Source organism: Cytobacillus dafuensis, assembly GCF_007995155.1.
Taxonomy (GTDB): Bacteria; Bacillota; Bacilli; order Bacillales; family Cytobacillaceae; genus Cytobacillus; species Cytobacillus dafuensis.
The window spans coordinates 3,938,156-3,960,044 of the sequence record NZ_CP042593.1; the positions used below are offsets into that span (position 1 = coordinate 3,938,156).

Sequence of the window (21,889 nt, forward strand, 5' to 3'; positions counted from 1 at the left end):
TTTAGCTCAATATGCAAATATTCTTTGCATCCTTCATATGAACATGCAAAAATTAATTGCACTTAACCTACACCAAGTTTACACTTTAATTGGCTATGTAAAACTTTCCTGTTGATTTCCGTTGCAGGTACTTAGCGATCGCGGGCGGTCCGGAAGCCTCCTCGTCGAAGATCGCTCCTGCGGGGTCTCCCTTTGACTCGCTTTTCCCGCAGGACGTTGAATAATCTTCCACGAATAAACACCGCACGAAGGAAATGCGAATGCATTTTCGAGGATCTCGTGCCTTCCGCTCCAATCAACAACAAAATAGCATTATCAACACTGAGCTTAACACAGACTTAATTTAAAGAATGATGAAGGAGTTGAAGTAAATGGATGAAAAGGATATCAAACATATTCAATTGCTTAATAGACTTTTTCAACAAATACTTAAAGAAATTGATATAGGTGTCCACGTTGTCAACCACGAAGGGAAAACTCTTATTTATAATAAAAAAATGGCTGAAATGGAAGAAATGAATTTCTCAGACGTCCTAGATAAAGATCTATTAGATGTATTCACCTTTCACAAAAATGAAGATAGCACACTCTTAAAGGCCCTCACAAAGGGGGATAAAACAATTAACGCGAAGCAAACCTATTTTAATAATAAAGGGCAAGAAATTACGACGATTAATAATACTTTCCCAATTATTGAAGATGGTGTTTGTATCGGTGCGATGGAAATCGCCCGCGATGTAACAAAATTAGAAAAGCTGATTAGGGAAAATATGAATAAAAAAGGGGATACCCGCTACACCTTCGATAGTATTATTGGAAGCAGCGAGCAAATTCAAGAGCTTATTGAAGCAAGCAAAAGAGCAACTAGAACAAGCTCTTCTGTCCTGATCATCGGTGATACTGGTACAGGAAAGGAATTATTTGCTCAAAGCATCCACAATGGAAGCAGCAGATCCTCTAAGCCCTTCATTTCACAAAATTGCGCAGCCCTTCCAGATAGTCTTATTGAAGGGTTGATATTTGGAACAAAGAAAGGGGCGTTTACTGGTTCAATCGAAAGACCAGGGCTTTTCGAACAGGCAGAAGGCGGAACATTGCTTCTAGATGAAATCAATTCGCTAAATCCATCCCTGCAAGCTAAGCTATTACGCGTTCTACAAGAAAGAACTGTTAGACGCATAGGCGATACAAACGATCGGAAAATCGATGTCCGAATTATTGCGACCATTAATGAAGATCCTATCGATGCTATTTCTCAAGGCAGACTCCGAAAAGATTTGTATTATCGACTTAGTGTAGTGTCGCTGTTTATTCCGCCATTACGTGACAGAAAAAGTGATATTCGGGAATTAGTACATTTTTTTATTGAAAAATATAATCATTTATTTGGGATGCATGTTCAAGGGATTGCTGAGGATGTTCAAAACATATTCGAACAATACGATTGGCCAGGAAATATTCGTGAGCTTGAACATGTGATAGAAGGGGCTATGAATCTAATCGTTCACGAGGAAAGAATAAACTATTTACATTTGCCTATTCAATTTCGTAATAAACCGCAAATTAAGAGTGATGAACCTAAGTTTATTGAACATTTTATTGACCTTAACAGCCAATTTAAGCCTTTGGAGCAATATATCGAAGAGGCAGAAAGACATTATTTACAAAAAGTATTAAACCATCACGATCACAATATAACCCAAGCAGCAAAATCCCTCGGGATGAGTCGGCAAAATCTCCAATACAGAATGAAAAAATATCAAATCAATAGAAAAATTCGACTTAAATAAACTTATAAAATAAGAAGGCTAAAAACCATTTCGCCTTGAAAAAGGTTTTTAGCCTTTGTAGTTTTCAGCTTCAAAAATTTCCCTTATTGATACAATATATCATCTCGAAGTGTATTAACTTTCGTTAATGCTTGATCAATATCTTCTTCACTAACACCAAAATGAGCGAGTGCATCGTGGAGATGTTTGGCAATGGCGTTAAAATGCTCTGGCTGCAGATTCATGCCTTTATGTGCCTTGGACATTGATGTACCTGTATATTGATTAGGTCCACCTAATGCAAAGCTGATAAACTTTGTTTGGTGGCGACGCTGTTTCTCCATATCCGTATGCTCAAAAAAGTGATTGACGGTTGGATCTTTTAACACTAATTCAGAATAAAAATAATCGACCACTTTTTCAATCGCCTGTTCTCCGCCGACTTTTTCAAAAAGTGTTTGTTCCGTCATTTTCTTTCCCCCTTGGTTATTTTTCAAAGACAAAGTTATTATTTGAAAGGAAAGAAAACGATATCCGATATTCATTCATCCAAAATAATGAAAAAAAAACCGAGCATAGCCCGGTTTTCTCATTACTTTTCAAGTATTACGCTTTAGATTGGTCGATCCATTCTTGAAGCTTATCTTTTAATGTATTAAAACCTTGAGTAGAATCACTTTCTACTTTAATTGGGGCAGCTTGACGTTTGCGAGGCTTTTTCGCCTTAACCTCCATTGCAGCAGGTGCTTCTTGTGTTGCACGAATAGATAATCCAATCTTGCCTGCTCCTTCATCAACAGATAATACTTTAACCTCTACTTCATCTCCAACTTTAAGGTGCTCATTAATATCTTTAACAAATCCATGAGTAACCTCGGAAATATGAACAAGCCCTTGAGTAGTTTCATTTAGTGCAACGAACGCACCATATGCTTGAACTCCTGTCACCTTACCTGTAATTACACTGCCTACTTCGATTTTTTCTGACATGAAAACACTCCTAATTTATATTATATTTATCCTATTTATTCGCAATTTAAAATTATACCATAGTCTAGTTAAACTTTCAAAAATTATTTTTCAGCAGGTGATAACTCTATTCTGCTCTTAAACCATATTATTATTTATGTAGCGAAGAAAGGATTACTAAGACAAAGAAATTTTTTTATCAATTATGTATAAAAGCTATTCAACTTGGACAGGCTTGTTTTATAAAGCTTTCTAGTATTCCCCCTTTTTGAAGTGGACAATCCTTATGGGTTGTCCTTTTTTTAGGTTATACTTATAAATAATATTGTTGAAAAAAACTGTGGGATAGCATGTACACTCATGGAGAAAATATTGAATATTTAGCTAATGAGGGGGATCAAAATGACGCATACAAGCTTAAGTAAAAAAATAAATATGAATGGTACAGATGTTTATTATGAAAGCTACCCAAATGATTCTTCTAAAGAAACGATAATATTAATACACGGATTCCTTTCATCCAGTTTTAGTTTCCGGCGCCTCATTCCTTTTTTAACACATGAATATAATATTATTTCCATTGATCTGCCCCCTTTTGGAAAAAGCGGCAAATCACGGGGTTTTCTTTACTCTTATCATAATCTAGCAACAACAGTGATTCAGATTGCAGAAAAACTGCATCTAAACAAAATCACTCTCATTGGCCATTCCATGGGTGGGCAAATTGCTTTACATATCGGGTATTTACGCCCTGATCTTGTTAGTGAAGTAATACTATTATGCAGCTCTGCATATTTAAAAAAATCAAAGCCATTGCTCATATTCGCTAGTTATATTCCCTTTTTCCATATCTTTGTGAAGCGTTGGCTAGGGCGTTCAGGGGTAGAGAAAAACTTGCAGCTAGTTGTTCACGACCAATCATTGATTGATAAAGATATGGAAGAGGGCTATCTAGCTCCCTTTCTGGAAGATGATATATTCCCAGCTTTAACGAAGATGATTCGGGATCGTGAGGGGGATTTATCTAAAGAGATTCTACATGAAATTGATATTCCTTGCTTATTGATATGGGGAGAGCATGATAAGGTCGTTCCGCTTAGCGTAGGGAAACAATTAAATAAGGATTTGAAAAATTCGAAGCTCATCATCTTAAAGGAAACTGGCCATCTCGTTCCAGAGGAGAAACCCGAGGAGGTTTTTCTTTATATCAAGCAATTTGCAAATAAGACGGCAGACTCTTGTTAGACTGCCGCTTATAACGTGCATGCTCCCCCATCTTTTATCGCTAATAATTTTGCGGCAATCTCTTTGCACTGATTTAGATGGAGTAACTTTTCAAAGGAAAACTCAAAGATAGCCTGTATTTTCCTTGCTAGATTTTTTTCATCATCTAAATCATGAACTGCCTGAACAATATCAGCAATTTCTGTATCATAATTTCCTGCACCAATACCGAAAGGATCCCATTCATTTAATAGATCCACCAGCTGAAGATTCAGTTCTTGAATTTGCATATAATCACCTTTTGTTTTAACTTTTTGCTTCCGTATCTTATTATAGGGTAAAGATCATTTAAAAGAAAAGGTGGGGATATAATGAATAAATATGATTTTCATGAGATCGTCAATCGGGAAAACACTTCCTCAGTAAAATGGGGATCAACCAAGGAGGTATTTGGAACGGATGACGTACTGCCAATGTGGGTTGCGGATATGGACTTTCAACCTCCAACTGAAGTGAAGGAGGCCGTCCAGAAAAGAGTTTAGCATGGAATTTTCGGCTATACCCATGCCCCAACTTCCACTCCAGAATCAATCAAGCAGTGGCTAGCGAAAAAGCATGGCTGGCAAATTGAAAGTGACTGGATTCTTTATCATCACGGAGTTGTTCCTTCCATCGCAGCAGCAATCGAGGCATACACAGCACCAGGAGATAAAGTATTACTTCAAGCACCTGTATATGCTCCATTTTTTGACATGATTAAGAAAAATAATAGGGTAGTTATAAACTCACCATTAACATTAACGAATAACAGCTATGTCATTGATTTCTTTGACTTTGAAGAAAAGTTAAAAATGGGCGTGAAGTTATTTCTGTTATGTAACCCTCATAATCCTAGCGGAAGAGTTTGGAGGAAAGAGGAATTACAAAAGATTGGAGAGCTCTGTTATCAATATAACTGTTTAATTCTTTCCGATGAGATTCACTCTGACCTTATTTTCAGCCCAAATACTCATATTCCTATCGCCTCTCTGGATGAAAAATGGAAGGATCTCGTTATTACTTGCATAGCACCAACAAAAACATTTAACCTTGCTGGATTGCAGGCTTCAGCCGTTATCATTCCAAACAAACAACACCGGACAGCATTTGAAATGGTTCAAGCAAGACAAGGCTTTCATTCCTTATCGACGTTTGGCTTTATCGGGATGGAAGCTGCCTATCGTTATGGAGAACAATGGCTTGAAGAGCTGCTGGAATATTTACATGAAAATATTCAAATAACAAGGAACTTCATCGAAGAGCATTTACCATCGATAAAAATGATGGAACCTGAAGGAACTTATTTAATTTGGCTTAATTGCCGTAATCTTGGATTAAATGATCATCAAATAAGAGATCAATTATTAAACAAAGGCAAACTTGCACTTGAACCGGGAACAAAGTATGGGCAAGGCGGCGAAGGATTTGTCCGAATGAATATTGCCTGCCCAAGAGAAATACTGCTAGATGGATTGGAAAGATTAAAAAGGGCATTTGATCACTAACAGAGAAGGGCTACCTCATAGTCGAAAATTCGACTCATGAAATAGCCCTTTGTTATGTAGTTACTCCTCTTTTTTATCCTTAGAAATGGATCCACAAGCAATCCGATCACCGGAATCTCCAGCTGGCTGCGACATTCCATCATCCTTCCCTTCATGAATAACGATCGATGTACCATCTTTTGTAAATAAGGATTTTTTTCCCTCTTGTAATGTAACCTGTGGTGCCATTAACTCTTCCTTCACTTTCCCGTCATCGCCCACAATAAGGTTAGGAAGATCACCAGAATGTGCGCCTTTTGGATGAAGCAGGCCATGCTCTTTATTTTCAGGATTAAAATGATCGCCTGCCGATTTGAAATCAGGTGGTTCACATTTTCCATTATCATGAATATGGATCGCATGTTCACCTGCAGGCAAACCTTTTAAATCAACATTCAACTTTACTCCCTTTGCTTGTTCCTCTAATTTGATCGTTCCTAAAGAATCCCCGTCAGCATTATACATTTCAACATCTAATCTTCTAATATTTTCTTCTGCACATCCTGTAAGAATAAGAAAAGGAAGTAGAATCCATGCCTTTTTCATTAGTAAAATCCTCCATCAGACAATTTGTCCAATAGTATTCCCAATATGATCCTCCAGTAAACAAAAAAAGAACAGCCTTTGGATTAGCTGTTCTTTTCGCTGCTATTAATTTCATTCATAATTTGATCTTCTAGCTCTTTTGCCTTTATCGCTTGTCGATTAGATACACGAAGAATAAATCGGAAGGTTAAAACACATAAGATAAAAAAGATCGTAAAGCTTATCGCAGCAGGGATATATTCTGTTTTATCTTCAGGAAAATATAAAAATAACGACATGATATACGATTCCAACATATTATCTATCCTTTCTGCTGAAAAGCAGTGACTGGTTCAATATGTTATTATATCAACAATAAAGGAACGATCCAATCTTTTTGCAATTAGATTTCTTTCTAAAGAAATATCGTTTCAAAAAAAATTCGAGTTAGAAAATGATCTAGCTCCGCAAGGAAGGCTGCGATGCTTACTCTTTTCTCATTTACTTTACTACTTTAATCTTTTTAATCACGACATCCTCAACTGGCTTATCACCTGCCCCGGTTTCCGTGGTTGCAATTTTATCCACAATATCCATCCCATCAATGACTTGTCCAAAAACGGTATGTTTAGAATCTAACCATGGCGTACCACCCTTTTCATATGCTTTGATAATTTCCTCAGGATAGCCCGCCTTTTCCATTTCTTGCTTTAAACTTTCGTCAACCGTACTATTTTGTACGATAAAAAATTGACTGCCATTCGTATTTGGACCAGCATTAGCCATAGATAAAGCACCACGAAGATTAAAAAGTTTATCAGAAAACTCATCCTCGAAAGGACCTCCATATATGCTTTCTCCCCCCATGCCAGTTCCTTGTGGGTCTCCTCCTTGAATCATAAAGTCCTGCATAACTCGGTGAAAAGTCAATCCGTCGTAGTAGCCTTCCTCACTATGTGTAATAAAATTTTCAACAGCCTTTGGCGCATACTCTGGGAATAATTTGATCTTTATCGTCCCCATTGAAGTTTCCATTTCAACTAGTCTTTCATTCTCTTGAACTTCCTTCACTAATTGAGGATATTCTGATTTTTTATTTGCAGCGTTTTGACTGCCTTCCTCTTTACTTGCCCCTGTCCCGCATGCAGCTAGTAATAACATAATAGCCACTGCAGGGAGAAATAATTTTAACTTCATTCCATTCTTCCTCCAATTCTTGCCCAGATTTTCCAATGATCTTTCTTTAGATTACATGATTTCAAATTTTTTTGCACTTTGTTTTTCTTCGATTCTAGTTCATAATGGGGACATGACGAAGGAATGAGGAAAAATACTTTAGGAAGGAGATTTTATTATGAATGAAATGAAAGTCGGAGACATTGTAACAGCAATCTATAAGACGGGGAAGTATGTTGGAGAAGTAACAGATATTCGACCACAGCATTATCTAGTCAGAGTGCTAGCAGTAGTCAAGCATCCGATGCAGGGTGATTTGCATAACCCAAAGGAAGCCGATGTACTCTTTTTTCATGAACGCCGGGCGTTAGCATATAGAGAGCAAACCAATGTCCCTAAACAGATGGTAAAACCATTTACTGATGAAACACCTGATTATACAACTTCTTTACGAGCATCATTAGAGAAAATGAAGCAAGAACTGAAAGAAGCTGGCACACCATGGGCAGAACAAAGCTTAAAAAATATAACATCACTTGAAAAGGATTATTTTTGAATCCCACGCATTCGCTAAATCCTTTTTAGTGAATGCAAAGAAAGCCAAATCGCTTGAAATACGATTTGGCTTTTCTATGCGAATTTATTCAAAAGTTTTGAAAAATCAACTCGGTCCCCAATTGTCGTAGGCTCTGGCCTTTCTAGATATCTTTTATCCTTCTCCACTAGCCGAAATATATTATAAGTGGTCATGGCATCATCTAGAGCACGATGATGTTTTCCAGTACCTTCCTTTCCGTATTCCTGGACAGCCTTCCATAAGCCAGTTTGATTCTGATCTCCAAAGAACCTTTTATACTCCATGGAGAAGTCCACTTCTTTCCCCTTAAATGGAAATGGAAGTCCAGCCTGTTGACAATTATTCCTTAATACCCTCATATCCATATTTCCCCATGTAATAATGGAGCACGATTGATTTCCGCTCATTTCTTTCATTTTATTAACCAACTCATGAAAGGAAATTCCTTGATCTACCTGCTCCTGTGATATATGAAGAAATGCTTTGCAGCGTTCTGTTAATTTCGGGAAACGAACCGGAGAAACATAGGAGGAAAACTGATCACATATACGATCATTTGCCACAGAAACGATTCCAGCTTCAATAATCTCTGGATAAAAGCCTTTAGACCGTTTTCCCTTCTCAGGCATCGTAAATTCAAAATCGATAAACAAATACCGAAGCTCATTCCCCATCATTACACCTTCTTTCAAAAATGATTTACGCACATAATGACTTATATTATTATAACATGGAATATTTTAATTTTTCTGTGTAAATTTGCTTTTGAATGGATTTTTATTTATGTTCTAAAACCAATGAAAAAAACTACGATAAAATACGTATAGGCAGAAAAGTGAAAGACGAGACGACACTAATACTTCTTGTAAATTGGAGCTAGACATTTCTATAACTAAATCTTCAAAAAGAAAGGAAAGTGGGGCAATTGCGTACATTCGCTGGATATTTCATCATCGCTGCTTTGCTTCCCGTCTTTTTGATCCTTATTTTGAAAACGGGGTCAGAAATAAATGAAGTACAAAGCTTTCATTCTGTATTAGAAGAAAAGATCCAATTAAAAGAAATTTCTTTGCCACAAACGAGCTATATCAAGGCAAGGGATGGCTCCATTGTTTCAGAAATCCACCGTCCTCAAAACAGAGTGAATCTTGAATCGGAGCAAATCCCATCCTTTCTAAAAGAATTATTCATTATTTCAGAGGATCAGCATTTTTATGAACATTCCGGTTTTGACTTGTCATCAATCGGCCGGGCGCTTGCTATTAATATGAAATCTAATGGTATTGAGCAGGGTGCCAGCACCATAACCCAGCAGCTTGCAAGAAACCTATACTTAAACAATGAAAAAACCTATAATCGCAAGCTAAGTGAGCTTCTATATGCCTATGAAATTGAACGCTATTATTCAAAAGAGGAAATTCTTGAGCTATATATTAATACAATCTATTTTCAAAATGGTGCTTACGGAATTGAGGCTGCTGCAAGAACTTATTTTCAAAAGCAGACGAGTGAGCTTTCAAAAGCAGAGCTGGCATTCTTGGCTGCAATTCCAAATAACCCCACTCTTTATGATCCGTTCAAAAACTTCAAGCATACAAAGGAACGGCAGGAAAGGCTTATTGATCAATTAACACAGAAACAATACCTAGGACCAGAAGAAGCAGAAAACATAAAAAAAGAGCCCATTCATTTAAAAAATAATAAACGGATTGATTTATTTCCTGATTATGCAACTTATGTTGAAGCTGAGCTAAAAGATCTAATTAGTCAACAGGATGGCTTTGAAAAAAAACGACTTGCAGCTAAATCAAAGCAAGAAAAAGAAAAGGTTGAAGCTGAACTTGATAAAAGATTTGAAGAGGTAATGGCATCAGGGATCATAATCGAAACCGCTCTTGAACCAAGCATACAAACAGTAGCAAAATCAGCAACTGTTCAAAGATTACCCTATAAAGAAGTTGAGGGATCTGTAGCCGTTATTGATCATTCTAGTCATCAGCTTATTGCTCTTGTTGGAGGAAAACAGTATAAAAAATATGATTTCAATAGAGCCTATCAAGCCTATAGGCAGCCAGGTTCAGCCATCAAGCCGCTGCTTGTGTATGCTCCTTATCTTGAACGCACTCATGCTTCATTAGGAAAAAAAATTAGTGCGAATTCCTTTTGCAAGAACGGCTATTGCCCACAAAACTATGGTGGAGCAAGTTATGGAATGGTATCGATCGAACAAGCATTTATTCACTCCTATAACACACCAGCAGTACGAATCTTAGATTCAATTGGGATTGAGAATGGGTTCCATGATCTATCAAACTTTCAATTTAGCAAGGTTTCTTCAAGTGATTATTCACTTGCTGCTGCAATTGGAGGATTTTCAAGTGGTATGACACCACTTGAGTTAACATCAGCCTATACGGTGTTTGCAAATGATGGTCTGTATCAGCCCTCAAGAGCAATCCAAAAAGTGACGAATCAAAATGGAGAGCTTCTCTACAGCTGGAATGATACGCCTGTTCAAATATGGAGCAAAGAAACGACCGATAAAATTAATCATTTAATGAGAAAAACTGTTCAAGCTGGTACTGCCCAGAAAGCTCAATTACCTTCTGGATATGCAGGCGGAAAAACAGGAACGACTAATGATTATAAGGACTACTGGTTTATCGGACTCACCGATCAATATACGGCAGGAGTTTGGGTAGGAAAGGATAAACCAGAAAATATGGCCTCCATTGAGTCATCCGCCCCGCAACAGCTAATTTGGAAGGATATTATGTTAAAACTATTAAAATAGGGAATGGTCATAGACCATTCCCTATTTTAATACCAAATTATATAGGCAAGCTCGCCATAATACTGTTATACACTTTAATAACAAGAAAAATAACACCTGTGATTAAAGTTGACCAAATCAGCACTTGGAAAAAGATAATTCCTATAAGACCGCTTATGGAAAGGGAATTACTCACCTTGTGAACAAAATACATAAAATAAACAACTGTCGTTGCCGCAAAAATGATTCCAATTCCTATAAAGCTATTCATACTTATTAAAGACAGCGCACTTCCAATAAAATATATAGAAGCCCCACTTCGAATTTGCTTTAAGATTTCCCCCTCAGAGTCCTTTGAAAAGAAAAGAAGGGATAACTCGTTAATCGTATTTGCAATCAGCTTTAATGCAGCAAACACCATAAAAAATATGAGCAATAGAAGAACTAGCAATGATAGCTTAATGCCGCCCTCGGAAAAAAACTCGAGCATACCGACATATATCCCATTTTCCTTCAAAAAATCAAGCAAAAGATTTTCAACCTTAACAGAGAGTGATAAGCTAAACAAAATAATGGAAAGGAGAGGAAAATAACTCGTAAAATATGTGTTTTTCATTTATACCCCATTCGCCTTCTTATTTCCTTAGGAATTATTAGGAAAATCTAATATTAACTTCTCCATTATCACGGATTCCATCTTTTTAGACAATAGCAAGAATAAAGTGAAACTTCCATCAGTGGGGGTTTTTCGACGCACAGGACGTGCTAGTGCCGACGTTGCCACAGGACGTGGCGTTCTTAGTTGGCCTTCATCCCCCACTGATGGTTAGTTGCGGCCCACAGGAAGTGGGTCACGCAGACGTTGCCACACGATGTGGCGCTTTTAGTCTGTGTTCATTTTACGGGCCTTTACGGGCAGTAAGACCCCCACTTACTCTTCTTTGTATACGCGAATCCTTGAAGTGGGGGTCTTACTGCCCGATAATCTGCGATAAAGTAAGACTTTAGAAAAAGCACATTACATTAGAAATGTCTATGATTTGTATATTTCTAAGTTTCATAGCATAGATTTAGTACTAGATTTATTGTGTCATTTCTTTTAGAAAGGAGTATGAGCATGAAGCAGTCATAATATACAGTAAAGTTGAGTTTTAGTGGGGAATTTCAATCCTTCCACAACTGGCAGGATAATAAAATCGAAAAGAGAGGAAAGCGAATGAAAAAACTGATTGCTTTAGCTTTCTGTATGGTTTTAGCATTATTCTTCATGATGAAACCGGCTTCATTTCAAGGAAAAACCTTAGATCCTACTTTGCAGTCTGAATTCTTAAAAGCGTTAGAGGATCATTTAAAAAGCTCAGTAAACTATTATTATCCAAATTCAGCCAAAATTATTGATGACATTTATTTTCAAGGAAATGTTATGAAGGTATTAAAGACAGATGATCCTAAAACAGAAGAAAACGAAGAAAAAATTGAAGAGTATAGCTCTAACATAACGGTGGCATTTATAGAACTTGAACAGCAGCGCGATAGCATGTTTATATTTAAAAAAGCAGACTTCTACTATTATGATCTAGATAAGAAAGAAGTTTTGACATCTAGTCAAGTTTTTTCTAATCCTGAAGTAAAAACCTTCTTTGATACTTATAAAGACGATATCAATAAGAAGCTCTCTCTGTTCTCCGAAATATTGTTGCTTTTTATCATCTCCTTTCTAATCACCGTACCAATCTTAATTATGGTTTTTCACAATAAAGGAAGAAGTTCTATCATCAATATATATTTACAAGAATAAGGCAAGAGGATGAGCCAAACTCATCCTCTTTCACATGACTGTCTTCAGTCTCACATATCTCCAGGATCCAATACATTTCTAAATCGCATTCCTTCAAACATCACTTCTGAATATGCCCCGGTTAATAATCAACTAATCGTATAAAAATTCACCTTTTCTAATAAAAAAGATAATGGAAAATAATAAATATCATATGAAAATTTCACCAGTGTAAAGATAAGAAGATGCCAGTTTTCCCTCAATTTCATCCCTTTTATTCCAAAATAAAAGGGTTTTTTTAAAAATTTTTTCACTCTTTTATACATGTTTCTACCTATTTAATAATTACTTCTCAAAAATAGATAAAAGCTAAATCTATGCAGAAAAACTAAATATTCATGATATAATATAAAATGAGAATGACCATGGATGAGCTTTTTTTCTGTTCTTATCCTCACCCTATGGTTCATTTATCCGTATACACGGTGATATTACTAGGGAAAAGGGCTGAAATTTTCATGATACTAGGATTAACAATTGTCTTAATATTGGTTCTATTTTTGCCGTTCACTGTAAAAGCAGTGGAACACAATTTAGAAGCATTCTTGTTTATTATGGGGTTAGCTGCAGCGACAATCAGTCAAGTTTTGACTGGCGATTTAATGATTAAAGCTCTCGAAGACCCCATTCATATTACTCTTGCCGTTTTAATAGCTGGATTATTATTTAGATGGTGCCAAAGCCCAATAGAAAAAGGGATTCTTGGATTGAGCAATATGATGCCGTTTCGCTTATTTTTGGCACTTGTTGTTATCGTCCTTGGATTAATTTCTAGCATGATCACTGCGATCATAGCAGCTATTGTTCTTGTTGTTATTGTTAGTGTCATACGTCTTGACCGTAAATCAGAAGTCCGCCTTGTTGTATTAGCCTGTTTTTCAATTGGACTTGGTGCAGCTTTAACGCCAATTGGGGAACCGCTTTCAACTATTGCAATAAGCAAATTAAATGCAGACTTTTTCTACTTATTTAGGCTAATTGGTGCTGATGTTATCATCGCTATACTTATTTTTGGGATACTTTCAGCTATCATTATTAATCCGCAAAAAGGCGCTGATGGATTAACTTCTTCTCTTGAAAAGGAAAGCTATAAAGAAATTATTATCCGCGCATTTAAAATCTATCTTTTTGTCATGGGGTTAACTTTATTAGGTGCTGGCTTTGAACCATTTATTGAAGAATATTTATTAGGACTTAGCCCACTTGTTCTTTATTGGATAAATATGATCTCTGCTATATTGGATAACGCAACTCTCGCTGCTGCAGAAATTAGCCCTGCTATGGATAGTGCAACAATAAAGGCTATTTTACTTGGACTTCTAATTAGCGGCGGAATGCTTATTCCAGGAAATATTCCTAATATTATTTCTGCTGGAAAATTGAATATTACAAGCAAAGAGTGGGCGCGTTTTGGCGTTCCAGTTGGTTTGATTACAATGGTAGCTTATTTTATTGTCATTCTTGTTATTGGCTAAATCGAAGGAAAATAAATAGACAGGAAAAAAGGGTGACGAAACCCTTACCATATTCAAATGGTAAGGATTACGCCATCCTTTTATTACGGCTTTGAAAGCCCTCGCCACTATTAATAAGATACCCCGAGCAGAAAGTTATTTCAATTTTTGAAAAAATCAACTTTCGCTAGGTCTTTCGGCGAAAGCCAAAGTTTTACTTAGGCGTTCTTTTTTGTAGAAACATTATTGAAGCTACACATCCACTTTTGTTCACTAATAAACCTAAACATTCCCATTAACTAAAATCTGGCGCTCTACTATCGCTGCTCCTTTAGTAGGCAATTGTCATTCAAACCAATAATGAAGCTTTATTCCATTGTGAATACACTTAATTCAATAAAGAACATAATAAAAAGTAGCTCTCATTTTTATTCATATATTTGAGTTATAGAAAATGAAGGGGGTCATGTTTTGTCTTTGCTTCACTTGGCAATAATATCACCATTTTTACTTGCAATCCTTGTACCTATTTTGTACAAGACCTTTAGACAAATTCATACGGGTTGGTTCGTTCTTCCATTACCAATCCTCTTATTTAGCTATTTTCTATCATTTTTATCCATACAGGAGCCAATAACAAAATCAGTTCCATGGATCCCTTTTCTTGGGATTGATTTCATAGCAAAAATAGATGGGCTCAGTCTATTATTCGCCCTACTTATTACAGGAATTGGTTCATTAGTAGTTTTATATTCCGTTTATTATTTGTCAAAGGATAAAGAAAAACTCAACACCTTCTATGTATACTTATTACTATTCATGGGGGCAATGCTTGGAGTTGTTTTATCAGATAACTTGATTGTCCTGTATATGTTTTGGGAATTTACTAGTTTTTCTTCATTCCTATTAATTGGGTATTGGTATCATAAAGAAAAATCAAGATATGGTGCTCAAAAATCTATGATTATTACCGTTTTCGGTGGATTATCTATGCTTGGAGGAATCATTCTCCTCTATATTATGACGGGCTCATTCAATATTTCTGAAATCATGGAAATCGTGCCAGCTATTTCAGACCATACCCTTTTTATACCTGCCTTATTATGCTTTTTAATAGGTGCATTTACGAAGTCTGCGCAATTTCCTTTCCATATCTGGCTGCCAGATGCGATGGAAGCACCTACACCAGTTAGTGCTTATCTGCACTCAGCAACTATGGTTAAAGCGGGAATCTATTTAGTTGCTAGGATGAGCCCAGTGTTCGCTGCGGAAGGGCTTTGGTTATGGCTTGTAGCTGGATTTGGGATTGTCACGCTTTTCTGGGGTTCCTTTAATGCTGTTAAACAAACAGATTTAAAGGCCATACTTGCATACTCAACCATTAGTCAGCTTGGGATGATTATGTCCCTTCTTGGGATTGGTGCTGCTGCCCTTCATTTTGATGGTATTGAGAAAAGTGTATATGCGGCAGCTATAACAGCAGCCGTCTTCCACTTAATCAACCATGCTACCTTTAAAGGAAGTCTATTTATGGTAGTAGGGATTGTTGATCACGAAACCGGTACTCGAGATATTCGCAAGCTTGGCGGATTAATGAATTTTATGCCAATAACCTTTACTTTAGCCATTATTGGAACATTTTCAATGGCTGGTTTGCCGCCGTTTAACGGCTTCTTAAGTAAAGAAATGTTTTTCGCCGGCATGCTCCACGTTCTTGATTTGGATATCTTTAGTTTCGAGACATGGGGGCTTCTCTTCCCTGTCATTGCTTGGCTTGCTAGTGTTTTCACATTCCTTTACAGTATGATTTTAGTGTTTAAAACATTTACTGGTAAATTCCAGCCAGAGAAGCTGGAGAAAAAGCCACATGAAGCACCCATTGGGATGTTAATTTCACCCATTATTCTTGCTTCACTTGTCATTATCTTCGGCCTCTTCCCTAATATTCTCTCTAATCGTATGATTGCACCGGCAATAAATGCGATTATGCCGGGAAATACTGCCGATGTTCATATTTCTTTCTGGCATGGCTTTACACCTGAATTATTCATGACAATCGGTGTGATTGCTTTAGGAATTTTATTATTTATTTCCCTTCCGAAGTGGAGAAAAGTGTATGATCTTTTCCCTAAAAAACTGACGCTAAACCGTTTGTATGATGGAAGTTTAGAATTTGCACAGAGTATTTCTAAGCAATTTACAAGCAGCTATATGAATGGATCCATTCGTACGTATCTTGTTTATATCTTTTCATTTTTCATTGTGATACTTGCGTCTACCATTGCTGTAAAAGATGCATTCAAAATGGATACGAGTAATATTTCATCCGTCGGTTTTTACGAGATACTCCTATCACTTGCCATTGTCGTTGCATCCATTAGCATCTTGTTTGCAAAGTCTCGTTTGACTTCTATCATCCTTCTAGGCTCAGTAGGGTACACGGTATCGCTATTCTTCGTCTTGTTCCGTGCACCGGATTTAGCCTTAACACAGCTAGTCATTGAGACGATTTCTGTCGCTTTGTTCCTGCTATGCTTCTATCACTTGCCTAAAAACAGTAAGAACGAAGAACGAATTAGGTTCAAAATGACAAATTTATTAATTTCTATAGGTGTCGGGGCAATCGTGACTGTCATTGCCTTATCTGCACACAGTAATAAAATGTTTGATTCGATTGCTCAGTATTATGTGGAAAACACTTATGAAAAAGCAGCTGGCAAGAACATGGTTAACGTCATCCTTGTTGACTTCCGTGGATTTGATACATTGTTTGAAATAACTGTATTATCCATTGCTGCACTTGGAATTTTCACGATGATCAAATTAAAAATGAATGGAGGAAGGAAAAATGAAAACAAATGATATTATCCTGCAAACAACGACTAAAGTTGTTTTGTTCATCATTATTCTTTTCTCTATATTCATTTTTTTCAGAGGGCATTATACACCTGGTGGAGGATTCGTCGGCGGATTATTAACGTCAGGAGCAATTGTTTTGCTATTATTAGCTTTTGACATGAAAACTGTCGCAGAGATTTTGCCGATTAATTATATTTATATGACTGCCACTGGACTCCTTTTTGCCGGAGGAACAGCAGCAGGAGCTTTATTCTTTAATGTGCCTTTCCTTACTCATGCTTTCGGTGATGTGTATTTACCGATACTTGGGGAAACTTCGCTTCATACAGCTACAATATTTGACCTTGGAGTATTCTTAGTTGTTGTCGGTGTAACGATGACCATTATTCAAACGATAGGAGGAGATGAATAATGGAAATAGTTATGGCATTTGTCATTGGCATTTTGTTTATGTCTGCCACCTATTTAATGCTTTCAAAAAGTTTACTGCGCATCATTGTTGGAACAGGATTACTTAGCCATGGTGCCCATCTTCTTATACTCACAATGGGTGGATTAAAAAGAGGAACGGTTCCATTACTTGATGAGAAAGCAAGCGCCTATACAGACCCCATTCCGCAAGCTTTAATCCTGACAGCCATCGTTATTAGCTTTGGGGTCACTGCCTTTTTCTTAGTGCTTGCCTATCGCGCTTATCAAGAGTTAGGAACAGACAATATGGAAAGATTGAGAGGGACTGAAGGAAATGATTAACTTTTTGATACTGCCGATACTTATTCCTTTTCTGACAGGGATCCTTTTAATCTTCTTTGCCAAAAACGTTTCACTTTCACGTTGGATTGCTGGTATCTCAAGCTTCATTACGATCATTGTTTCTGCATTGCTCGTTCAAAAAGTTAGAGTCGATGGAATCCAAACACTTGATGTATCCAGCTGGCAAGCTCCTTTTGGGATTACCTTAGTGTCGGACATGCTTTCTGCTTTACTTGTTTTAACAACAAGCATCATTCTTTTTACTTGTGTCATTTTTTCATTTAAAACCATTTCAAAAGAGCAAGAGAGATTTTACTATTATTCAGCAATGAACTTCCTGGCTGTTGGGGTTATTGGTGCTTTTACAACTGGTGATATTTTCAACCTATTTGTATTTTTTGAGGTTTTACTCATGTCCTCCTATGTTTTACTTGTTCATGGAGGATCAAAAATTCAATTAAGGGAGTCGCTTAAATACATTTTAGTGAATGTTATTTCTTCTGCTCTTTTTGTTATTACAGTTGCCTATTTATATTCAGTTGTTGGAACTCTGAATATGGCACATATTTCCGTTCGGTTAAGTGAAATTGGCGAATCAGGCATCGTTACGGTTATTGCTGTGTTATTTTTAATCGTATTCGGATTAAAGGGCGCTATTTTTCCATTATATTTTTGGATGCCGGGCTCCTATTATGCCCCACCTGCTCCAATTTTGGCATTGTTTGGAGCGTTGCTGACCAAAGTAGGTGTGTATTCCATTATGCGAACATACACTTTATTTTTCTTAGATGATAAAGACTATACTCATCAGCTTCTTGGTATTCTAGCCATAATAACCATTATTGTTGGTGTCATTGGTGCGATTGCTTATTCAAATATTAAAAAAATTGTCATCTATAATATTATTGTGGCAGTTGGAGTTATTTTATTCGGTGTCGCCATTATGACCCCTGAATCATTAACTGGTTCCGTGAGCTACCTCATCCATGACATGATCATAAAGGCTGCACTCTTCCTGCTAATCGGGATTGTTATTGCCATTACCGGAACAAGTGACCTAAGGAAAATTAGCGGATTGATCAAACGTTATCCTGGCCTTGGCTGGACATTTTTTATCGCTGCATTAGCATTAGCGGGAATTCCTCCGTTAAGTGGATTTATCGGCAAGCTTTTAATTGTTCAAGAAGGATTCAAGGAAGAGCATTATTGGGGAGCAGGTATTGTTTTAATGTCGAGCCTTCTCGTATTGTTTTCCATCATGAAAATATTTATTAAAGGGTTTTGGGGTACTCCACAGGCCTATAAGGAAGAAGAGGCTGTTCCAGTGCGTAAGCTATTAGTTGCACCGGTTATCCTCGTAATCATTTCTGTCCTTTATGGAGCTGGATCAGAATTTGTACTACCATATATCTCACAGGCTGCAGAAACACTTAGTAACCCAAGTATCTACATTGAAGCAGTCTTAAAGGAGTAGTGAGTATGGCATTTCAAATATTGTTAAATGTATTTCTCGGGTTTTTATGGATGTTTTTCACGGTGTCATACGAACCAGTTACATTTTTAAAGGGATATTTTCTCGGGCTAGTTATAATTTTTTCTTTCAGAAGATTTTTTCAGTCCCGCTTTTACCTTTTAAGAGTGATAGCTGCTATTAATCTCGTTCTCCTCTTCATTAAAGAGCTAATCCTCTCGAATATTTCGGTAATCAAGCTTGTATTGAAACCAAAGCTCGATATTCGACCTGGCATTTTTGCTTTGCCAACTGTGCTAGAGAAGGATTGGGAAATAACGATCTTAGCAAACTTAATCACGTTGACACCAGGAACACTTGTTGTTGATGTATCAGAGGATAATAAGCTTCTATATATTCACGCAATTGATATTGATGATGTAGAGGATGCGATAATAGCGATAAAGGATTCATTCGAAAAAGCCATAATGGAGGTGAGCCGATAATGATTGAAACAGTCGTACTTATAGCCATATTTGCTATATCGGTTGCGATACTTGCCTTATTATATCGGGTCATTAAAGGACCTTCCATTCCAGATCGAGTGGTTGCCCTAGATGCTATTGGCATCAACCTAATTGCTATCGTTGCTTTAACGTCGATATTACTAAAAACAAACGCATTTTTAGTGATTATTTTGCTTCTCGGAATTCTCTCATTTATCGGCACAGTTGCCTTCTCCAAATATTTGGAAAAGGGGGTTATTTTTGATCATGATCGGGATAATTAATATAATCATTGTTCTATTTATCATTATTGGAGCATTTTTAAGCCTTGTAGCTGCCTTTGGAGTCCTTAAATTCCCTGACGTTTATACAAGAAACCATGCTGCATCTAAATCAGCCACCTTAGGGGTCATGTCGATATTACTTGGGACTTTTCTTTACTTTTATGTTGAGAAAGGGCATTTCGACTCTAGCGTTCTACTCGGAATTGTCTTTATCTTTATAACCTCACCAGTTGCAGGCCACCTCATTAGCCGCGCTGCCTACAACTCTGGTGTTAAGCTTTGGAATAAAAGTGTCCAGGACGATTTGAAATTAGCAGCAAAGAGTAAAAAGAAAAATTAATCAAATGATTATCTATGCCTGTGAGGTATGCAGAAAAAGTCTGATCCTTCTATTGAATGACTTTTTGATTGGCATGCCCCTCAGGCTTTTTCTCTTTGACCGATATAATGAAAAAGTGACTGATATATCGTTTAAAAAGAAACAATTAATCTTTCTTTTGCGATATTTTTAGCAAATACTTAATTTTTTTGCTCGTTCATACACTTATTATTTCCTAATAGCAAAAAAGGACTGCTCCCTTTTACAATCAGAACCAGTCCTTCCTATTTTTTATTTAGGCTATGTTTAATTTCCTTGTTGATTTCCGCTGCAAGCACTCGCTTTCCGCGGGCGGTCCGGAAGCCTCCTCGTCGCTATCGCTCCTGCGGGGTCTTCCTATGACTCGCTTTTCCCGCAGGAAGTTGAATAATCTTCCACGAATAAACACCGCACGAAGGAAATGCGAATGCATTTTCGAGGATCTCGCGCCTTCCGCTCCAATCAACAACAAAATAGCATTTTCAACACTGAGCTTTAGCACAGCCTATTTAATTTTTAGTACAGCCATCGTACATCTTGATACACAGATTAATTTCTCTTCTTCATCCACAATCTTTATATCCCATACCATTGTTGTTCTCCCTTGATGAAGCACAGTTGCAATTGCAGTAACCATGCCATCCCGTTTTCCTCTAATATGGTTGGCATTTATCTCAAGTCCTGCAACCGATTCCTTTTCTTTATCGACCAGCTCGTAAGCACCAATACTTGCAACTGTTTCTGCTAGTGCAACTGATGCTCCTCCGTGCAATAGGCCAAATGGCTGCCGAGTCTGTTCATCTACAGGCATTGTCGCAATGACCTTACCTTTTTCAAGTGAAATAATCTCCATCCCAAGAGCTTCGATAAGTGTATTTTTTAAGTTCAATTCCGTTTTCCCCTTTCTACGTTATTAATCCTACTATAACAGAGTTCTAACCCATTAATATAGTGTAGATCCAACACACAGAAAGCCCACTTTGCATACAATAAAATCATGTTAAAAGAAATTAATTTAGAAAGGGGATTATTTCCTTGATGCCCCATTATTATTACCAAAACTATCAACAACATTATAATGATTCTTATGATCCTTACTTTCCTTATTATCAGCAATTAAGCTATCGGCAATATCCTCCAATTGATCCGGGGAAGTTTATGGTTTCTGCGAAAAACATGAAAAACCTCATGAATGATGCAAGCCTATTATTAGCAAAAATGGCTGGTTCAAGACGCTTTTCATTAGAATTAATGAGTTCGGCACAAGCAGCCGACCAAAAAAAAATCGAAAATATGATTAAATCAACAGGAGTAGTCCTAGTCCCTGACGTTAAGTATACTCCTGATGGTCTTATCCTAACTTTTGAATCAGGTGATAAATACCAAGAATGCTGTAGTTTAAAATTAAATTTAAGATGGCAATAAGAAAAGCGGAAGCGCCTCCACAGTGGAACCTCGACTAAATACCGCCACATCCCTGTGGCGAACGTCGATGTCAGCACATCCTGTGCAAGTCCGACAAGCATAAAACGAGCCGGCATAAAGGTTGCTCTTTAACCTTTGTGACGGATTGGCTTATGACCTCGAGCCGATGGCGCCTGGAGCTAGACAAATAGAAAAGCGGAAGCGCCTCGTTCAGCCCCGACAAGCATAAGGCAGGGCGGTGAGAAGGTTGTTCTTTAACCTTCTTGCCGGCATGACTTATGACCTCGAGGGGCTAGGTGCTAGAGTTAGACAAATAAAAAAGCAGCCAACAGATTTTATGACGATCACTCAATATGTCATAAAATCT

23 protein-coding genes and 1 pseudogene are annotated in these 21,889 nt (G+C 37.2%); 15 read left to right on the top strand and 9 right to left on the bottom strand.

Annotated elements, in window-relative coordinates; translation table 11 throughout:
• The first annotated feature begins 371 nt into the window (after positions 1-371).
• Positions 372-1,790: a sigma-54 interaction domain-containing protein gene (locus FSZ17_RS18810; RefSeq protein WP_057773205.1), complete on the top strand. Its 1,419-nt coding sequence runs from the start codon at positions 372-374 to the stop codon at positions 1,788-1,790.
• A gap of 83 nt (positions 1,791-1,873) precedes the next feature.
• Here FSZ17_RS18810 and FSZ17_RS18815 read toward each other — a convergent pair whose 3' ends face one another.
• Positions 1,874-2,239, bottom strand: coding sequence for a group I truncated hemoglobin (locus FSZ17_RS18815; RefSeq protein ID WP_057773207.1), 366 nt, complete (start codon positions 2,237-2,239; stop codon positions 1,874-1,876).
• Positions 2,240-2,375: 136 nt separating this feature from the next.
• A complete protein-coding gene (gene yugI, locus FSZ17_RS18820; RefSeq protein ID WP_057773209.1) occupies positions 2,376-2,759 on the bottom strand; it encodes a S1 domain-containing post-transcriptional regulator GSP13 in 384 nt (127 codons plus the stop codon).
• A gap of 381 nt (positions 2,760-3,140) precedes the next feature.
• On the opposite strand from yugI, the gene FSZ17_RS18825 reads away from it, so the two are divergent.
• Positions 3,141-3,983 carry an alpha/beta fold hydrolase gene (locus tag FSZ17_RS18825; RefSeq protein ID WP_057773212.1) on the top strand — a complete coding sequence of 281 codons (843 nt, stop codon included), beginning with the start codon at positions 3,141-3,143 and terminating at the stop codon, positions 3,981-3,983.
• A gap of 8 nt (positions 3,984-3,991) precedes the next feature.
• Here the strand turns inward: FSZ17_RS18825 and FSZ17_RS18830 are convergent, their stop codons facing one another.
• Positions 3,992-4,252 (bottom strand): DUF1871 family protein, encoded by a 261-nt coding sequence (locus FSZ17_RS18830; RefSeq protein ID WP_057773214.1) that lies wholly within the window; start codon positions 4,250-4,252, stop codon positions 3,992-3,994.
• Positions 4,253-4,333: 81 nt separating this feature from the next.
• Between FSZ17_RS18830 and FSZ17_RS18835 the strand changes: the two are divergent.
• Positions 4,334-5,506 (top strand): annotated as a pseudogene (locus FSZ17_RS18835) (MalY/PatB family protein).
• A 60-nt stretch (positions 5,507-5,566) separates the two neighbouring features.
• Here FSZ17_RS18835 and FSZ17_RS18840 read toward each other — a convergent pair.
• From FSZ17_RS18840 to FSZ17_RS18850, 3 genes are all read right to left on the bottom strand, one after another.
• Positions 5,567-6,091, bottom strand: coding sequence for a superoxide dismutase family protein (locus FSZ17_RS18840; RefSeq protein ID WP_057773215.1), 525 nt, complete (start codon positions 6,089-6,091; stop codon positions 5,567-5,569).
• Between the two features lie 83 nt (positions 6,092-6,174).
• Entirely contained in the window at positions 6,175-6,387 is a 213-nt protein-coding gene (locus FSZ17_RS18845; protein WP_057773217.1) for a hypothetical protein, read from the bottom strand.
• A gap of 184 nt (positions 6,388-6,571) precedes the next feature.
• On the bottom strand, positions 6,572-7,267 hold the full coding sequence (locus FSZ17_RS18850; RefSeq protein WP_057773219.1) for a peptidylprolyl isomerase: 696 nt from the start codon (positions 7,265-7,267) through the stop codon (positions 6,572-6,574).
• A gap of 157 nt (positions 7,268-7,424) precedes the next feature.
• Between FSZ17_RS18850 and FSZ17_RS18855 the strand changes: the two genes are divergently transcribed.
• Positions 7,425-7,802: a kinase-associated lipoprotein KapB gene (locus FSZ17_RS18855; protein WP_057773220.1), complete on the top strand. Its 378-nt coding sequence runs from the start codon at positions 7,425-7,427 to the stop codon at positions 7,800-7,802.
• Positions 7,803-7,876: 74 nt separating this feature from the next.
• On the opposite strand, the gene kapD is transcribed toward FSZ17_RS18855, so the two are convergent.
• On the bottom strand, positions 7,877-8,497 hold the full coding sequence (kapD, locus tag FSZ17_RS18860) for a 3'-5' exonuclease KapD (protein WP_057773222.1): 621 nt from the start codon (positions 8,495-8,497) through the stop codon (positions 7,877-7,879).
• A gap of 242 nt (positions 8,498-8,739) precedes the next feature.
• Between kapD and FSZ17_RS18865 the strand changes: the two genes are divergently transcribed.
• Positions 8,740-10,617, top strand: coding sequence for a transglycosylase domain-containing protein (locus FSZ17_RS18865; protein WP_322107589.1), 1,878 nt, complete (start codon positions 8,740-8,742; stop codon positions 10,615-10,617).
• 37 nt (positions 10,618-10,654) lie between these two features.
• Here FSZ17_RS18865 and FSZ17_RS18870 read toward each other — a convergent pair whose 3' ends face one another.
• Positions 10,655-11,212 (bottom strand): DUF5366 family protein, encoded by a 558-nt coding sequence (locus tag FSZ17_RS18870; RefSeq protein ID WP_057773227.1) that lies wholly within the window; start codon positions 11,210-11,212, stop codon positions 10,655-10,657.
• Between the two features lie 600 nt (positions 11,213-11,812).
• Between FSZ17_RS18870 and FSZ17_RS18875 the strand changes: the two genes are divergently transcribed.
• The 9 genes from FSZ17_RS18875 to mnhG all read left to right on the top strand — a co-directional run bounded on the left by FSZ17_RS18875 (position 11,813) and on the right by mnhG (position 20,079).
• Positions 11,813-12,394, top strand: a complete 582-nt coding sequence (locus tag FSZ17_RS18875; protein WP_057773229.1) for a hypothetical protein — start codon at positions 11,813-11,815, stop codon at positions 12,392-12,394.
• A 497-nt stretch (positions 12,395-12,891) separates the two neighbouring features.
• The gene (locus FSZ17_RS18880; RefSeq protein WP_057773912.1) at positions 12,892-13,908 is read left to right on the top strand and encodes a DUF1646 family protein; all 1,017 of its coding nucleotides are present in this window, start codon (positions 12,892-12,894) and stop codon (positions 13,906-13,908) included.
• Positions 13,909-14,358: 450 nt separating this feature from the next.
• On the top strand, positions 14,359-16,749 hold the full coding sequence (locus tag FSZ17_RS18885) for a Na+/H+ antiporter subunit A (RefSeq protein ID WP_057773231.1): 2,391 nt from the start codon (positions 14,359-14,361) through the stop codon (positions 16,747-16,749).
• Positions 16,736-17,158, top strand: coding sequence for a Na(+)/H(+) antiporter subunit B (locus tag FSZ17_RS18890; RefSeq protein WP_057773233.1), 423 nt, complete (start codon positions 16,736-16,738; stop codon positions 17,156-17,158). The genes FSZ17_RS18885 and FSZ17_RS18890 overlap by 14 nt, the downstream gene beginning before the upstream one ends.
• On the top strand, positions 17,158-17,499 hold the full coding sequence (locus FSZ17_RS18895; RefSeq protein WP_057773234.1) for a Na(+)/H(+) antiporter subunit C: 342 nt from the start codon (positions 17,158-17,160) through the stop codon (positions 17,497-17,499). The genes FSZ17_RS18890 and FSZ17_RS18895 overlap by 1 nt, the downstream gene beginning before the upstream one ends.
• Positions 17,492-18,973, top strand: a complete 1,482-nt coding sequence (locus tag FSZ17_RS18900; protein ID WP_057773237.1) for a Na+/H+ antiporter subunit D — start codon at positions 17,492-17,494, stop codon at positions 18,971-18,973. Before FSZ17_RS18895 ends, FSZ17_RS18900 begins: the two co-directional genes overlap by 8 nt.
• Positions 18,974-18,978: 5 nt before the next feature.
• Positions 18,979-19,455: a Na+/H+ antiporter subunit E gene (locus FSZ17_RS18905; protein WP_057773239.1), complete on the top strand. Its 477-nt coding sequence runs from the start codon at positions 18,979-18,981 to the stop codon at positions 19,453-19,455.
• Entirely contained in the window at positions 19,455-19,739 is a 285-nt protein-coding gene (locus FSZ17_RS18910; RefSeq protein ID WP_057773241.1) for a Na(+)/H(+) antiporter subunit F1, read from the top strand. The genes FSZ17_RS18905 and FSZ17_RS18910 overlap by 1 nt, the downstream gene beginning before the upstream one ends.
• The gene (gene mnhG, locus FSZ17_RS18915; RefSeq protein WP_057773243.1) at positions 19,723-20,079 is read left to right on the top strand and encodes a monovalent cation/H(+) antiporter subunit G; all 357 of its coding nucleotides are present in this window, start codon (positions 19,723-19,725) and stop codon (positions 20,077-20,079) included. Before FSZ17_RS18910 ends, mnhG begins: the two co-directional genes overlap by 17 nt.
• A gap of 523 nt (positions 20,080-20,602) precedes the next feature.
• Here mnhG and FSZ17_RS18925 read toward each other — a convergent pair.
• Positions 20,603-20,986, bottom strand: a complete 384-nt coding sequence (locus FSZ17_RS18925; protein ID WP_057773245.1) for a hotdog fold thioesterase — start codon at positions 20,984-20,986, stop codon at positions 20,603-20,605.
• A gap of 146 nt (positions 20,987-21,132) precedes the next feature.
• Here FSZ17_RS18925 and FSZ17_RS18930 point away from each other — a divergent pair, with 146 nt between their 5' ends.
• Positions 21,133-21,522 (top strand): YuzC family spore coat inner layer protein, encoded by a 390-nt coding sequence (locus FSZ17_RS18930; RefSeq protein WP_057773247.1) that lies wholly within the window; start codon positions 21,133-21,135, stop codon positions 21,520-21,522.
• Positions 21,523-21,889 lie beyond the last annotated feature (367 nt).